Origin of the sequence: Nitrospira tepida, assembly GCF_947241125.1 — a bacterium.
Classification (GTDB): Bacteria; Nitrospirota; Nitrospiria; order Nitrospirales; family Nitrospiraceae; genus Nitrospira_G; species Nitrospira_G tepida.
Genome location: NZ_OX365700.1, coordinates 4024386 through 4039007, shown reverse-complemented (window position 1 = coordinate 4039007; position 14622 = coordinate 4024386). Strand labels below are relative to the sequence as shown.

Here is a 14622-nt window from a genome sequence, read left to right as displayed (position 1 = left end):
ACCGGCCACTTCCGCTTATCATACAGTCCCGCGACGCGGTTTCCCACCTTGCGCAAATCGGCCAGGCTTGGTCTCGGAGCCGCCGCTTTTCGAATGACCGGGCTAGCATGGGCAGGCGCACTGCATCCCGTGAGTCTTCGTGATTCACCGTTCTCGTTCATGGTTCGGATTTGACTCGGCCGATCCGTTTATCTCGGAGACGGCGATCGGCCAGCACAAATCTCTTCTGACTCCACATGTTCCATGGTTCCGCATGGCAGAGGAGCACGGGCCGGTATCTGGCACCGCCCTTGCTCGTGACACGGGTCCATTGGGTGAGAGAGACGATCGGTCTCTCTTCTGTCATCAAAAGGAGGTGCGGTTCATGGGTACGTTCCTGTCTCGATCCATTCTTGCGGCGCTGGTCCTGTTGTTGGCGACCGAACAGGCCTGGAGTAAGGAGGTGCAGTTCGTCGCCACCGAGGCTCAAGGCAACCAGCCTATCTGGCGTACGGACACGGTGCTGTTGGAGCGCGCGTTCGACAAGGAAGAAGACCTCATCTTTATCCTGAACAATCCGACCACCGCCGAACATACGTTTGCGATGCCGGGGGTGCAGTTCGTCACTCGCGAACACGTGGTCTGGCCGGAGAGCGGAAGCGATCTTGCCGAGCCCATCCGCCTGGTCTATGCCCAATCGTTGACGGTGACCGTCAAGCCGGGTGAACGCAAAAGGGTACGGGTTGACGGCATCAGCCTCCTGGCCGACAAGTCGGCGGGCCAGGCCTTTCGCTACTACTGCGAGATTCACAAGGACATTCATCTGGCCGGGTCCCTGTACGTGATGTGATGTCTTGGCATGGAGGCCGTCAAAATCGATACTCGACGCCGACTTCATACTTCAGCGCATTGTCCTGATGGGGCGCATAGAGGCGGCCGGGAAGGAACATGCCGAAGTATGAGAACAGGCGAACCGGGCCGTATACATAATCGACCAGGACATCGAACTCCTGTCCGATGTCTTTGGTCGGCCCTCCGACGGCCGTCCGGCTGTAGGAGAGGGCCGGGTGCAGGAGCGGCCGGGGCCCCAGGACCCCGGTCCCGGCCGGCTGGGCGACCGAGGCTTGCAGCCAGGTCCAGGCAACCTTGATTTGGAAATCCGCGATTGGACGGAGGATCGCGTAGGGTTGCGCGAAGGTCACGTTGGTGAAGCCAGACCCCCGCCGGCTGTCGAACCCTCTGCCGTTAAAGCCATGGATGTCGTCCGAGAACAGGAAATTGTAACGGAATCCGGTTTCGTCGAGGAATAGGCTGTCGAAATTGCGGTTCGTCCCATCGTCGGGGTTCTTGTCGCCGCTGCCGAACCCGAAGGTCGCGCCGAGGGACAGGAAGTCGGGCCGTTCGGGGATGAGCGCCGTCAAGTCGAACCGGTACCGAAGGTCCAGATAGGCCAGATGGGCGCTGTTCCGCTCGCGTCTGCCGTGTATCCCGCTGCCGTCGTCGGAGACGATCGGAGAGGTCCCGCCCAAATAGGCATACTCGAAGGCATAGTCGAGCGGGCCGATCCGGCCAGATCCGTTTGCGTCGAGGTATTGATTCTGCTTATAGACGCCGCCCTGGGTCGTATCCCACATCCGCCAGATAAAGAATTGCAACCGGTTCTTCGGTGTGGGCCGATAGTTGAAGATCAGCATGGCCCCATCGAGGCCTTCTTCGGTCGCCGACGAAGTGTTCAGCTTCTGCAGGGTGGTCTGGCTGATGCCGGACCCGGAGCTGTTAGTGATGCTGCGGCCCATGGCCCCCATGACATACGTGATCTGCATGCTGAATTGGTCGTTCCACTGTTTCAGTGCCGTGACGCTGTCCCGCACGATATGCCCGACAATGCCGTTCCCCACGTGGTTCATTTGCCGTCCCAACCGCACCTGTGCCCAGCCGTTGTATTGGAGGTACAAGAGTTGGGTATCGACCTGGAATTCGCGCTGGCCCGCGGGCCCCATCGGCGCGCGGTCGTTGCCGAGCAACACCCCGTCGTTGAAATTGTCCCCGGCATAATTGAGGGACGCCACCGCCATGAACGGCCCTTTCTTGACCGCGGCCGTGGCATACCCGCGGAGGGTGCTGAAACGGAGGCGGTCGTCTTCTTTCCTGAACGTATTGAACGAGGCTGATGAGCCGTGCTGAAGGGTGCCGTCCGGCGCGAACTGCTGGTCAGAAAAGTTGTCGTACAGATTGAATCGAAAGCGGGTGTATCCCTGGAGTTCGAGTTGCCACTCCGGTCCGTCCGCCGGAGCCGGCGCCTCCAGGTGCAGTTTCGGTTCGGGCGGACATTCCATGAATCCCGGACAGGCGACCGGGCCGGATGGACGGAGTTGCTCCGGTTTTCGAAGCCACACGCGGAGCTTCGGCTTCGGCGCTTCCGGCGGTGCGGGCGCCCTGCCTTCGATCTGCGCCATGCGCCGTTTCATCTCGTCCCGTTCGGCCTGCTGCCGCTCCTCCATCTGCTCAAGCTGCATTCGCAATTCCTCAATCGTCTCCGCCGAGGTCGCAGGAGAGAGGGCCAGCAGCATCGTTGCAAGCAAGATCAAGCCAGCGACGGAAGACAATGACAGCGCGATCATGGACGGGGGTCGTGTGGTCATTCACGGCTGGAGGCATCCTCTCGCGTGCCGGTTCGGAGGCCGGGCCGGCGACGCGAACTACGCGAAGGACCAGTCCGGTCGAAGCATGTCGGCGGAATCGCTGAGTGGTGAATCGATGACGATCATGGAGATGAAGGCTTCAGCAAACGCGGTGCCACATCGGTCCAGCAGGCTGTTTTCCAGGCAAACCTCCTGTTCATGCTGAGTCGGCGCGGCTCCGACATGTGACGGGAGGCACAACGGAGCGAGATTCCCCGGTGACAAACCGTGATCCCTCGTGGTTCACCGTGCTATATCACGGCCGGACCCTTCTCGATTCCGGCGTTCAGCCTATCGGTATCAACCTCGGTCCTGAAAAAACGTTGTTCCGACTTGCGTTACGTCACCCGATGCGTCGAAGAACGTGAAATGTCCGGGTGGCACCGCATTTGCTCAAGACTCAGACCGTTCGCGACTTGCTTGATCAATAACCGCGCCGCTCACGTCGTTGGCGCCAATTCAATCGAAGGAGGTTTTTGCCATGACCCGCGTGACTCGCATCTCGTTCGCCGTGCTGACGGGTTTGCTGTTGCTGAACTTCAGCGCTCCGTCCTGGGGGAAGGACATCTATTTCGTCGCCAGGGATTTTGAAGGGAATCGTTCGGTGTGGCATACCGACAGCATGTTGTTGGAGCGGCCTGCCGACAGAGCGGAAGAGCTCACGTTTGTGCTGGAAAATCCGACCGATACCGAGCATGCCTTCGTCATGCCGGGGGTTCAGATGATCACGCGGGAACAGGTGCTCATGCCCGAGAGCGGAAGCGACATTGCGGAGCCGATGCGGATTCCCTATGTGGAGCCGATGACGGTGACCGTCAAGCCGGGAGAGAGCAAGCGGTTGCGGGTTCACGCCACCGATCTGTTCGCCCCGAAATCAACGGGCGTGGCGTTTCGGTTTTTCTGCACGATCCACAAGGACGTGCATCAAGCCGGATCGATGTTCGTCATGTAGTCGGCTCGCGCGGCATCGAGCGGCCGGTTCCGGTTAGTCCGGGAGGGATCGGCGGGCGATGCGGGACGCTCGATCATCGCTGAGCGTGCGTGAGCATGGTTCGGCGGTTGCGTGACAGGGGCTCTGCGAAGCGATCGCAAGGGACCACGGCGCAACCGCCGAATCGTGTCCCTTGTCAGGACAAAGAAGAATCCCAGGAGGGTGATGATGATGAAGACAGCCGGACGGTTCTGTGCCTTGGGCGTTCTATCGGGGCTGTTCCTGACCGCCGCGGGAACGTTCGCTTCGGCAGTAGGCGCGGAATATCGATTTGTGGCGCGGATTCCCTCGGCGGATCAGCCGATCTGGGAGGCGGCTTCGGGGACCATCGACCTTTCGGCGGTTCCCCAAGAAGAGATCGTCCTCGTATTGGAAAATCCGACGGACGTCCCGCATGGATTTGCCATGCCGCAGCTCCAGGCCGTGGTTCGGGAGCAGATCATCAGACCGGTCGACTCGATGGTGCCGACCGAGACGGTGTTGCAATATACGGCTCCGATTTCGGTGACCGTGGAACCGGGGCAGGTGTACCGCGTCAGGCTCAGCCACAGCGCATTCAAGGCGCGTGAATCCTATTCGGAGACGATCGCAGTGTTTTGCCCGCTGCACAAGGCCAGCCGGGCCGGGTCGGTCTTTCTGGTGAAATGAAGATGGGGCAAGGTCTCTGCCGTTCATAGTCCGGCGGTCATGCCACGATGATGCGCGACGGTGAGGCGGGTGGAGGCCGGGCCGGCTCGCGCAGGCCTCCTCGAGCGAAACTCGGCGCTGCGCGGGCTCCCCATCCTTCCTCGGGATAAGGCCGGCAGACTTCCGCGCGGACGTTATTTCAGCAGATGGTCGGAAATGAGCGCGGAGAGTTCGGCCGCCTCGACCTTGCCCTCTCGGGTCAGCAGCAGTTTCCCGTTGGAAAAGAAGTGCGTGGTGGGATAGGTCTCGAAGGTGTGCATTTTCTTGATCTCGCGGCATCGGCCCGGGATGTGCATCTTGGCCTTGCCGATCTTCACCTGCGGAAACTTCGCCGCGGTTTCTTCCAAGATTGGATCGTATTGGTTGCAGGGCTCGCAGGTCGCCAGCCCATAGGCCACGAGGGCAGCCGGCGCGCCGGTGAACTGCGCGTAATTCTGGTCGCTGACGTCTTCGACGGTTCCCGGCATAAGGAGTGCTGAGGGCCGAGTTCTGAGTGCTGAGTCAGCCAAACGCTCGGCCCTCAGCACTCAGGACTGGTGATTAGTTCAGCTTCGACAGCGCGTCCAGGATCTCCTTGTCCTCCCGTGCGGTCTTGATCTCCTGAACCTTCACATAGGCGACCTTGCCGTTCTTGTCGACGATGACGGTCGCGCGCTTGCCGCAGTTCAAGGGCTCGAAGTACAGGCCGTACTTCTTCACCACCTCCCGGTTGAAATCGGACAGGAGCCGGTGCTTGAGCTCCAAGTGATCGGCCCAGGCCTTGTGGGAGAAGAAACTGTCCGTGCTGATCCCGAACAGTTCGGCGTTGGCCGAGGTGAATTTCGGGAAATCATCGGTCAGGCACTTGTTTTCATTCGTGCAGACCGGGCTCCAGTCCAGGGGATAGAAGGCCAGCACGACGTTCTTCTTCCCGCGATAGTCGCTGAGCTTCACATCCTTCTGATCCTGATCCTTGAGCGTAAAATCCGGAGCCGTATCTCCCACTTTTATTTCTGCCGCCACATCACCCATCGAATCCTCCTTCTGGTTGAAGACTACTTCTCTGACACCAACCCGAACAAGTTTGGTACCACTCTTCGAAAATCCATGTCAACGGGTCAAAAGGCCTAGGGTCTGGACGTTCTTCCGGCAGGTCGTGCCCCGCAGCCCGCTCACCGCTCGGGATCGCCGGAGGACCAGGCAATGCGTCGAACGGACAAGGGACCGCGCACGTGGGGAATAGTGCGGTGGGCAATCACCTGCACGTCCAGGGCGAGCCGGGGCAGAGGAATGGTCGAGCCGACCGTCGGAGTCCGACCGCTGTGCAGCAGGGCTTCGGCGATCTGGAGCAGCCGGTCGATGGTGTGTTGACCGGGCAATCCCCGCGGACTCAGGGTCTCCAGCTCATCCATCCCGAATTTGGACAGGCCGTGCGTTTGGAAACAGTCATGCGCCGGGTCGGTGTCGTCCGTCTGCGACACCGTGACATGATCGGCCAGGCGGAACGAGTTCAGCGGCCGATCTTGCCAATCGGATGGGTTCAGAAACGAACCGGCGGCAAGATCGTAGGCCGTGCCCTCCGTGAGCAACGTCAGGCCTCGTGCCAGCCGGCTGCCGAACAGATGCGCATCGAAGGCCTGGCTCGGAGGAGCCTGGCGTTGCATGATCATGGCCGCCATGGAATGCCCCCAGCCCAGTTGTTTCTTCCAGTTCTCGGCCTGCTCCCTCGGGAGCGCGAGACAGAGGGCGGCCGACCAGGTGGCATGGGACACGTCGATCCATTCCGAGGATGAAGGCGGATGCGAGGGTTCTGATTGGAGCTTCAACGGGCCTCCATATTCGAGATCGAACCAAAAACGGAGGTCCGTGATCGTGGAAGGGGCGAATGAGAACCCGACGACAAAGACCGGACGTCCCGGCTTCGCGCTATGGCCGGTTTTGCGCTTGATTTTCACGATGGGCCGCAGGCAGTCGGGCGAACAGCTCGCCCGGGTCAGCTCTGCCCCTTGCGGTCTTTCCGAGCCTTGCGGCGGTCTTCGGGGTTCAGGAGCCGCTTGCGGATGCGCAGGCTCTCGGGGGTGACTTCAACGAGTTCGTCCTGGCCGATGTACTCCAGGGCGAATTCGAGGCTCATCTCGCGCGGAGGCGTCAGCACCAGGGCCTCGTCCGATCCGGAGGCGCGCATGTTGGTGAGGTGCTTGGCCTTACACACGTTCACGTCCAAATCTTCGTCCCGATTGTTTTGGCCGACGACCATGCCGCGGTACACATCCACGCCGGGGCCGATGAACAGGGTCCCTCGTTCTTGGGTCATGAAGAGGGCATAGGCGGTGCTGGCGCCGTCTTCAAACGCGACCAGCGAGCCGTGGGGCGCGACGTCCAGGTCCTGAGCCGCAACCGGCTCGTAGGCCTTGAACACGTGGTGGAGAATGACCGTCCCGCGGGTCTTGGCCAGCAAGTAGGTCTTCAGGCCGATGATGCCCCTGGTCGGGATCGAATAGTCGAGATGGGTTTCGCTGCTTCCGCTGTCGAAATGGACCAGTTTCATGTGCCGGAGCTCGCCGCGCCGCCGGCCGACCTCTTCGATGACCGCGCCCTGATAATCGGAGGGAACCTGAATGGAGAGATCCTCATAGGGTTCCGTGAGCACGTCGCCGTCCTTGCGGAAGATTACTTCCGGCTGCGACACCTGCAATTCGTAGCCTTCGCGGCGCATCTGCTCGATCAACACGGCGAGATGGAGTTCTCCCCGGCCCGCGACCAGAAAGCGATCGGCGCTGTCCGTGTCCTGCACGCGCAACGACACGTTCGTCTCCAACTCTTTGTAGAGCCGCTCGCGGAGATGCCGCGACGTGAGGTATTTGCCCTCCCGGCCGGCGAAGGGGCTGGTGTTCACGCCGAAGGTCATCTGCACGGTGGGCTCGTCGATCGCGACGGGCGGCAAAGCGACCGGCTGCGCCGGGTCGGTGACGGTCTCTCCGATCTGAATTTCCGGCAAGCCGGCGATCGCAACGATCTCTCCCGCTTCGACCCGGTCGACATCGATGCGCTCCAGTCCCGAAAAGATCGAGAGATCCGAAATGCGGCCTGGTGCGGGCGTGCCGTCCCGCCGCATCACGCAGACCTGCTGGCGCCGGGACAAGGAGCCGGCGAGCAACTTGCCGATGCCCATTTTCCCCTTGTAGGGATCGTGGGCCAACGCGAGCACCAGGAGCTGGAGCGAAACATTCTGGTGGATGGCCGGGGCCGGCAGGTGCACGAGAATCGTGTCCAACAGCGGCGTAATATCCGTGCCGGGCTTGTTGACGTCCAGCGTCGCGATTCCCTTCAAGGCGGAGGCATAGACGATCGGGAAATCCAGTTGCTCGTTGGTGGCGCCGAGATGGACAAAGAGATCGAAGGTCCGGTTCACCACGTCATCGATCACGGCGTCCGGACGGTCGATCTTGTTCACGACGACGATGGCCTTATGACCGAGCGCCAGCGCCTTCTTGAGCACGAAGGTCGTCTGGGGCATGGGGCCTTCTTTGGCATCGACCAGCAGCAGGACCCCGTCCACCATCCGCAAGGTCCGCTCGACTTCGCCGCCGAAATCGGCATGTCCGGGCGTATCCACAATGTTGATCTTGACGCCGTTGTAGGCGATGCTCGCGTTTTTGGCCCTGATCGTGATGCCGCGCTCCCGTTCCTGGTCCATCGAGTCCATGATGCGCTCGCCCATGTCTTCGATCTTGCGGTGCACATGGGTCTGGCGAAGCAGGGCGTCAACCAACGTGGTCTTGCCGTGATCCACGTGCGCGATGATGGCCAGGTTGCGAATGTCTTCGCGTCTGGTCCATCCGGGACGTTCAAGTTCCTGCGAAGAAAGCGGGGGCTGCGGAGAAGTCGTCATGGGGGCTCCAGAAAGTCAACTCAAAAAAAAGACGCCTGTGGATCGGCGTCGGAGCACAGTATACTGGATGCGGGATGGCCGCCACAAGCAAGCGGACGGAATCGCGCGAGCGCCCGCCGCGCCAAGCGCCGGACTTGCTTGCAGTTTGGGAACACCCATTGTAAGGTGACCGAGGGTGCGGCTCGCCTCCAGGTGCGGGCCCACGGCCTCTGCTAGATTGCATGTCACTCCTTCCCCATTCACCCGGTTCGCCGCCGCCAGGACCTCCCTCGGGGCCGCTTCCTGAACTGCGGGAACGCCGCCGCCGATTTCGGTGGTGGCAGGTCGCGCTGATGGTTGCCCTGGGCGGGCTGGTCGTGGGCGCGGCGGCCGCGGCAGGCACGCTCTACTATTTTGCGCAGGACCTGCCCTCGCTGGACATTCTGCAGGGTTATCAACCCAGCCAGGTCACGCGGGTCTATTCGGACGATCATCAGGTCATCGGGCAATTCTACGTCGAGCGCCGCATCCTGACCCCGATCAACTTGATTCCCAAGAATTTCGTCAACGCGGTGATCGCCGTCGAGGATGCCCGGTTCTTCGAGCATCCCGGTCTCGATATTGTGGGCATCGCGCGGGCGGCCTGGACGAACCTGCGCCGGGGCGGGCGGGTCGAAGGCGCGAGCACGATCACGCAACAACTGGCGCGGTCGCTGTTCCTCTCCTCCGAGCGAACCTTCAGCCGGAAAGTGAAGGAATTGATCCTGGCCTATAAGATCGAGTTGATCCTCAGCAAAGAACAGATCCTCGAGCTCTATCTCAATCAGATCTACTTCGGCCAAGGGGCCTACGGGGTGGCGGCGGCGACCCAGACCTATTACGGCAAACCCCTCAAGGATCTGACACTGCCCGAGGCCGCGCTGCTGGCGGGCTTGCCGAAATCGCCGAATCACTATTCACCCTTCCGCTCGCCGGAACGCGCGAAGAAGCGCCAGGAGCATGTGCTGGCCAGGATGGAAGAAGCCGGGTTCATCACGCCGCAGGAACGGGAGGAGGCGGTGAACGAAGCCCTGGCGTTCCGCAAGCCCAGCGCCGACAGCGTGGCGCCTTATTTCGTGGAATACGTCCGGCAGTATCTGGTGGCGAAGTACGGGGAAGCGGCCGCGTACAAAGGTGGATTGGAGGTCCATACGACCTTGAATCTCCCCATGCAACGGGCGGCCGAGCAGGCGGTTCGCGAGGGGTTGCGGGAGCTGGACAAGCGGCAGGGGTGGCGGGGGCCGGTCGGCACGGTCGATCTGCAGGATCTGTCCGCCGGATCGACCGACACGCCCTTGCCGAATCCCGGCGACATCGTCCAAGGGGTTGTCATCAAGGTCGCGAAGGACCACGTGCTGGTGCAGGTCGGCAGCAAAACCGGCCGGCTGGCGTTTGAGGACATGGCCTGGGCGCAGCGGCAGCTCATCGGGCGCGATGTCGTGAAGGACGTGAAGACCGTGGCGTCGCCCAAACAACTCGTCAAGCCGGGCGACGTGATCGAGGTCGCCGTCAAGAAGATCGAGCGGGACACGATTCATTTTCGTCTGGAACAGACCCCGGTAGTCGAGGGCGCGCTGATCGCGACCGATCCGCGGACCGGAGCGATCCACGCGATGGTGGGCGGCTACGATTTCACCCGCAGCGAATACAATCGGGCGGTGATGGCGCAGCGGCAGCCGGGGTCGGCGTTCAAACCCGTCATTTACGCCGCCGCCTTGGCCCAGGGGCTGAGCCCTGCGAGCCTGATTCTGGACGCGCCGGTGGTCTATGAAGATGAGAAAGAAGAGAAGATCTGGAAACCGGAAAACTACGGTCGCCGGTTCCACGGCATGGTCACGCTTCGGGATGCGCTCGCCCAGTCGCATAATCTCGCGACAGTCCGGCTCTTGGACAAGGTCGGCATCCGCAACGTGGTGGAATTCGCCAAATCGATCGGCGTGACCAGCCCGCTGGCGCCGGATCTCTCGTTGGCCTTGGGCTCGTCGAGCGTGAGTTTGTTGGAATTGACCGCGGTGTACGGGGCGTTCGGAAACCAGGGCGTCCGGGCGGAGCCCTATGCGATCATCTCGGTCAAGGACAGCAGCGGGAAAACGCTGGAAGAAACCGAGATCCAGGCGAAGCCGGTGATGTCGAAGGAAACGGCCTACCTCATCACCAACATGATGGAGGATGTCGTCCAGCGAGGAACGGGGCAATTGGCCAAGTCGCTGGACCGGTCGGTGGCCGGCAAGACGGGCACCTCCAACGACTTCACCAATGCGTGGTTCTTGGGCATGACGCCCAACCTGGCGGTGGGAACCTATGTCGGGTTCGACGACCGGCGGTCGTTGGGGGAGACGGAATCGGGCGCCCATGCGGCGCTCCCGATCTGGGTCAATTTCATGAAGCAGGCCTTAAAGCAGCTTCCCGTCGTGCCGTTTGAGATTCCCGACGACATCATGTTCGTCAAGGTCGATCCGTCCACCGGTCTCCTGGCCGAGGATGCGGGCGAGCGCAGTACCGTCGAGCTCTTTGCCAAGGGGACCGAGCCTACGCAGGTGGCCGCTCCGCGTATCGATCCCGCCGATTTCTATAAGCTGGACCAACTCCCTGAGCCGCCAGCCCCAATGCCGGGGCCCATGGGGCAGCCGGCCGACAACCTCCTGAACTGAATCCGATTGCGCAGGGCCGGGCGGAGGGTCTACGACCGGGCGTCCTTATATTCCTGCCACCAGGCCATCTGGATCGCTTCGAGAATCTTCTCGTTGGATTTCTTGGGGTCGTCCTTGAAGTCGGGGAGGGCTGTGATCCAGGCATGCAGGTCGGTGAAGCGGACGGTCAGCGGGTCCACGTCCGGGTGTGCTTCCGTCAGTTGAACGGCAATCTCTTCGGTATCCTGCCACGTGACATGCATCGGTTCGTCCTCGGGTGCGGCGCGGTAGTCATCCAAACGCTCCACGCGCCTTTGGGTCGTGATAGCGGCTAGGTGACTTGGGATAGTTTCTTATTTTGCAGCGCTTCTTTGAGCGAATTGTCCATCAACACTTCGGCCAGGTGGTGAGTGACCTTTTCCACCTCGCTGATCTGGGCCCGAATCGCCCGGTGGTCATCCTGCTGTTTGACGGCGCGGAGCGTTGCGACCGTCTGGCGGATCTGCTCCGCCTCTGTGGCGTCGATGAGATGGGCGCCCATGTGCAGCGCCTTCTCGGTCGCCGTGAGAATGGCATCGGCTTCCGTGCGGGCCTCGATCACTTGGCGCGCTTTCAGGTCTTCCGCCGCAAACGCATAGGATTCGTTGATCATCCGCTCGACCTCCTCGTCCGACAGGCCGTAGGAGGGCTTGACCTGGATCGATTGAGTCTCGCCGGTGCGCACGTCTTTGGCCGACACGTTGAGAATCCCGTTGGCATCGATGAGAAACGTGACCTCGATGCGCGGAATGCCGGCCGGCAACGGCGGGACCTTGAGCTGAAAGCGCCCCAAGCTCCGGTTGTCTTTGACGAGTTCGCGTTCCCCTTGCAGGATGTGCAGATCCACGGAAGTCTGACCGTCCACGTAGGTGGTGTACATTTCCTTGGCGCTGGTGGGGATCGTGGTATTGCGCCGGATCAGCGGGCTCATGACGCCGCCCATGGTCTCGATTCCCAGCGACAGGGGCGTGACGTCCAGCAGCAGAAGATTCTGGGTGGCGCCGCTGAGGATGCCGGCTTGGACCGCGGCACCCAACGCCACGACCTCATCGGGATTCAATTCGCAATGCGGGCGTTTGCCGAACAGCTCCTGCACGCGCTGCCGGATCACCGGCATGCGGGTTGCGCCGCCGACCAGCACGACTTCGTCGATCTCGGATGGGTTGAGGCCTGCATCTTTCATGGCCAGGCGGCAGGGTTTCAAGCTGCGCTCGACGAGATCGGCGGTCAAGGCGTGGAATTGATCGCGGGTGAATTCCCGCTGGTATCGGCCTGTGGAGTCCGGCAACTCCACCGTTGCCGAGGTCTTCAGGTCGTCCGAGAGCCGGATCTTCACCCGTTCGGCTTCGAGCCGGACAGCCTGCATCGCATCGGGAAACCGGTTCAGATCCAATCCTTGCTGCTCGCGGATCTCCTTCACCATCACGTCGGCCAAACGCCGGTCGAAATCGTCGCCGCCCAAGTGCGTGTCGCCGTTGGTGGCCAACACTTCGAAAATGCCGTCCTTCAGTTTGAGAATCGACAGATCGAACGTGCCGCCGCCGAGGTCGTAGACCGCGATGGTGCCCTGGGTCCGCTCCTGTAACCCGTAAGCCAGCGACGCGGCCGTCGGCTCATTGATGATCCGCAGGACCTCCAAGCCCGCAATCGTCCCGGCGTCCTTGGTCGCCTGACGCTGACTGTCGTTGAAATAGGCCGGGACCGTGATGACGGCTTGTCTCACATCCTCTCCGAAGAACGCCTCCGCCCGTTGTTTCAATTCCTTCAGGATCATGGCGGAAATTTGCGGAGGGGAGTAGGTCTTCTCGCCGATGCGGATGCGGATGACCCCGTTCTTTTCTTCAAGCTGGTAGGGGAAATAAGCCAGTTCTTCGGAAACGTCCTGCAGGCTCTTGCCCATGAAGCGCTTCACGGAATAGACCGTGCGGTCCGGGCTTCGCACGAGAAATTCCTTCGCGGAGTCGCCGACGATCAGCCCGTTGTCGGTGAGCGCGACGACCGACGGCACCATGGCTCGGCCATGACGCCCCGTGATCACGCGAGGGGTCGAGCCGTCCATGTAGGCGATGAGTGAATTGGTGGTGCCGAGATCAATGCCGACGATGGGTGCCATGATGTCCTAGCGTATGGATGTGGAGATTGGACAGACGGTGCCTAATTGGATTCCAGGGTGTTGGCCACGTCGGTGACGATGTTCCGGACGTAGGTGCGATTGGACAGGACTTCGCGCATCTCTTTGAGCACAGCGTCCTTGTCAGCGCGCATTGCGGCGCCTCCGTCCTCCCGTTGGTGGAGCGCATCCCATTTCCCGAACAGGGCGAACAGCTTCGACTCCAACTCCCGCTGCCGTTCCTCCAGGCTTCGGCGGTCCGAGTCGAGCTTGGCCCGCAAGCCGGCCAGCTTGTCGGACGGCCCCTCCGCCAGGCCTTCCCGATAGCTTTCAAGATCCTCTTGCAAAGAGAGGATTTCTTCGAACAGGTCGGCCGGCGGGGCCGATCGGATGTCCTTGACCGACCCGGCTTCCAGGCCGACCAGATATTCAGCCCGTTGAATCGGATCTTTCAACGTCCGGTAGGCATTGTTCAGCAGCGCCGAGTTGCCGAGGCTGATCATCCGTTCCGTGTCCGTTTTGGTGTGGAAGAAATCCGGATGAAACGCGCGACTCATGTCGTAAAACCGGCGTTCCAGTTCCTGTGCGTCGATCGACAGACGACGCGGGAGACCCAAGCAGGAAAAGTAGTCGCTCTCCTTGGAGAGCGGCTGAACCTTGACGCAACGGTCGCAAAAATACTCTCCCGTGACTTCGGACTGGCAATGCCAGCACATGCTCCGAGCCATTTGGAGCTCGGTGCGTCGAGGAGGCGCTTTGACCGTCTCTTCCATGATCAACATTCTCACGGCGGCTGACCGCCGCCTTCTTGATCGCAGTCTCGCGGACCGTCTAGGCGGAGAAGGATTCTCCGCAGCCGCAAGTCTTCGACGCGTTGGGGTTGATGAACCGAAACGACCCGGTCATGAGATCCTTGTAATAATCAAGCTGGGTCCCTTGGAGATAGATGGCGCTCTTGGCGTCCACAATCACCTTGATCCCCTCGATGTCATACACCTGATCGTGCGGACCGATCTTCTCGTCGAAGTTCAGGGTGTAGCTTAATCCCGAGCAGCCCCCGCCCTTCACGCCCAAACGCAACCCGCCTTCGGTGATGCCCTGCAGGTCGAGCAGGCGCTTGACTTCCTTGACTGCGGATTCGGTGAGTGTGATGACCGGTGTAGTGGTTTGGCTGTCCATCTCTGTACCTCTCAGTGGTTACCCTTCCTTGCCGTCCGGAGCAGCGCCCCCCTGCTTCTTCTTATAGTCGTTGAGCGCGGCCTTGATCGCGTCTTCCGCCAGCACGGAGCAGTGGATCTTGACGGGCGGCAGGTTCAGTTCCTGCACGATATCCGTGTTCTTGATCTGGGCCGCCTCGTTGACGCTCTTTCCCTTGAGCCATTCCGTGGCCAAGCTGGAGCTGGCAATGGCGGACCCACAGCCGAATGTCTTGAACTTGGCGTCCACGATGGTGTCGTTCTGCACTTTGATCTGCAGCTTCATGACGTCACCGCACTCGGGGGCGCCGACGATCCCGGTCCCGACGCCTTCTTCGTCCTTCTTGAACGAACCCATGTTGCGGGGGTTGTTAAAGTGATCAACGACTTTGTCGCTGTATGCCATGACCGGTCCTCCTC

14 protein-coding genes are annotated in these 14622 nt (G+C 61.3%); 4 read left to right on the top strand and 10 right to left on the bottom strand.

Annotated features, from left to right (window positions below):
• The first annotated feature begins 364 nt into the window (after positions 1–364).
• Positions 365–829, top strand: a complete 465-nt coding sequence (locus QWI75_RS19165; protein WP_289270813.1) for a hypothetical protein — start codon at positions 365–367, stop codon at positions 827–829.
• Positions 830–848: 19 nt separating this feature from the next.
• Here the strand turns inward: QWI75_RS19165 and QWI75_RS19160 are convergent, their stop codons facing one another.
• Positions 849–2621, bottom strand: a complete 1773-nt coding sequence (locus tag QWI75_RS19160; protein ID WP_289270811.1) for an alginate export family protein — start codon at positions 2619–2621, stop codon at positions 849–851.
• A 520-nt stretch (positions 2622–3141) separates the two neighbouring features.
• On the opposite strand from QWI75_RS19160, the gene QWI75_RS19155 reads away from it, so the two are divergent.
• Both QWI75_RS19155 and QWI75_RS19150 read left to right on the top strand, forming a co-directional pair.
• On the top strand, positions 3142–3612 hold the full coding sequence (locus tag QWI75_RS19155; protein WP_289270809.1) for a hypothetical protein: 471 nt from the start codon (positions 3142–3144) through the stop codon (positions 3610–3612).
• Positions 3613–3816: 204 nt separating this feature from the next.
• Positions 3817–4299 carry a hypothetical protein gene (locus tag QWI75_RS19150; protein ID WP_289270807.1) on the top strand — a complete coding sequence of 161 codons (483 nt, stop codon included), beginning with the start codon at positions 3817–3819 and terminating at the stop codon, positions 4297–4299.
• Between the two features lie 173 nt (positions 4300–4472).
• On the opposite strand, the gene QWI75_RS19145 is transcribed toward QWI75_RS19150, so the two are convergent.
• From QWI75_RS19145 to typA, 4 genes are all read right to left on the bottom strand, one after another.
• Positions 4473–4805: a thioredoxin family protein gene (locus tag QWI75_RS19145; protein WP_289270805.1), complete on the bottom strand. Its 333-nt coding sequence runs from the start codon at positions 4803–4805 to the stop codon at positions 4473–4475.
• A gap of 73 nt (positions 4806–4878) precedes the next feature.
• Positions 4879–5349: a peroxiredoxin gene (locus QWI75_RS19140; RefSeq protein ID WP_289270803.1), complete on the bottom strand. Its 471-nt coding sequence runs from the start codon at positions 5347–5349 to the stop codon at positions 4879–4881.
• Between the two features lie 140 nt (positions 5350–5489).
• The gene (locus tag QWI75_RS19135) at positions 5490–6272 is read right to left on the bottom strand and encodes a hypothetical protein (protein ID WP_289270801.1); all 783 of its coding nucleotides are present in this window, start codon (positions 6270–6272) and stop codon (positions 5490–5492) included.
• A gap of 38 nt (positions 6273–6310) precedes the next feature.
• A complete protein-coding gene (gene typA, locus QWI75_RS19130) occupies positions 6311–8209 on the bottom strand; it encodes a translational GTPase TypA (RefSeq protein ID WP_289270799.1) in 1899 nt (632 codons plus the stop codon).
• Positions 8210–8541: 332 nt separating this feature from the next.
• On the opposite strand from typA, the gene QWI75_RS19125 reads away from it, so the two are divergent.
• Positions 8542–10878 (top strand): penicillin-binding protein 1A, encoded by a 2337-nt coding sequence (locus QWI75_RS19125; protein ID WP_289270798.1) that lies wholly within the window; start codon positions 8542–8544, stop codon positions 10876–10878.
• 29 nt (positions 10879–10907) lie between these two features.
• Here the strand turns inward: QWI75_RS19125 and iscX are convergent, their stop codons facing one another.
• The 5 genes from iscX to iscU form a co-directional block, all read right to left on the bottom strand.
• Entirely contained in the window at positions 10908–11120 is a 213-nt protein-coding gene (iscX, locus tag QWI75_RS19120; RefSeq protein WP_289270797.1) for a Fe-S cluster assembly protein IscX, read from the bottom strand.
• 68 nt (positions 11121–11188) lie between these two features.
• A complete protein-coding gene (gene dnaK, locus QWI75_RS19115) occupies positions 11189–13009 on the bottom strand; it encodes a molecular chaperone DnaK (protein WP_289270795.1) in 1821 nt (606 codons plus the stop codon).
• Positions 13010–13050: 41 nt separating this feature from the next.
• Positions 13051–13734 (bottom strand): Fe-S protein assembly co-chaperone HscB, encoded by a 684-nt coding sequence (gene hscB, locus QWI75_RS19110; protein ID WP_289270793.1) that lies wholly within the window; start codon positions 13732–13734, stop codon positions 13051–13053.
• Positions 13735–13837: 103 nt separating this feature from the next.
• On the bottom strand, positions 13838–14185 hold the full coding sequence (locus QWI75_RS19105; RefSeq protein WP_289270791.1) for a HesB/IscA family protein: 348 nt from the start codon (positions 14183–14185) through the stop codon (positions 13838–13840).
• Between the two features lie 18 nt (positions 14186–14203).
• A complete protein-coding gene (gene iscU, locus QWI75_RS19100) occupies positions 14204–14608 on the bottom strand; it encodes a Fe-S cluster assembly scaffold IscU (protein ID WP_289270789.1) in 405 nt (134 codons plus the stop codon).
• Between the last annotated feature and the right edge of the window lie 14 nt (positions 14609–14622).

What these genes read in the sequence shown, in the direction of transcription:
- QWI75_RS19125 (WP_289270798.1), top strand. Translation starts at nt 8,542, where the DNA reads ATGGTTGCCCTGGGCGGGCTGGTCGTGGGCGCGGCGGCCGCGGCAGGC.
- QWI75_RS19165 (WP_289270813.1), top strand. Translation starts at nt 365, where the DNA reads ATGGGTACGTTCCTGTCTCGATCCATTCTTGCGGCGCTGGTCCTGTTG.
- QWI75_RS19140 (WP_289270803.1), bottom strand. Translation starts at nt 5,349, where the DNA reads ATGGGTGATGTGGCGGCAGAAATAAAAGTGGGAGATACGGCTCCGGAT.
- QWI75_RS19105 (WP_289270791.1), bottom strand. Translation starts at nt 14,185, where the DNA reads ATGGACAGCCAAACCACTACACCGGTCATCACACTCACCGAATCCGCA.
- typA (WP_289270799.1), bottom strand. Translation starts at nt 8,209, where the DNA reads ATGACGACTTCTCCGCAGCCCCCGCTTTCTTCGCAGGAACTTGAACGT.
- hscB (WP_289270793.1), bottom strand. Translation starts at nt 13,734, where the DNA reads ATGGCTCGGAGCATGTGCTGGCATTGCCAGTCCGAAGTCACGGGAGAG.
- QWI75_RS19160 (WP_289270811.1), bottom strand. Translation starts at nt 2,621, where the DNA reads ATGACCACACGACCCCCGTCCATGATCGCGCTGTCATTGTCTTCCGTC.
- QWI75_RS19155 (WP_289270809.1), top strand. Translation starts at nt 3,142, where the DNA reads ATGACCCGCGTGACTCGCATCTCGTTCGCCGTGCTGACGGGTTTGCTG.
- QWI75_RS19145 (WP_289270805.1), bottom strand. Translation starts at nt 4,805, where the DNA reads ATGCCGGGAACCGTCGAAGACGTCAGCGACCAGAATTACGCGCAGTTC.
- dnaK (WP_289270795.1), bottom strand. Translation starts at nt 13,009, where the DNA reads ATGGCACCCATCGTCGGCATTGATCTCGGCACCACCAATTCACTCATC.
- QWI75_RS19150 (WP_289270807.1), top strand. Translation starts at nt 3,817, where the DNA reads ATGATGATGAAGACAGCCGGACGGTTCTGTGCCTTGGGCGTTCTATCG.
- iscX (WP_289270797.1), bottom strand. Translation starts at nt 11,120, where the DNA reads ATGCATGTCACGTGGCAGGATACCGAAGAGATTGCCGTTCAACTGACG.
- iscU (WP_289270789.1), bottom strand. Translation starts at nt 14,608, where the DNA reads ATGGCATACAGCGACAAAGTCGTTGATCACTTTAACAACCCCCGCAAC.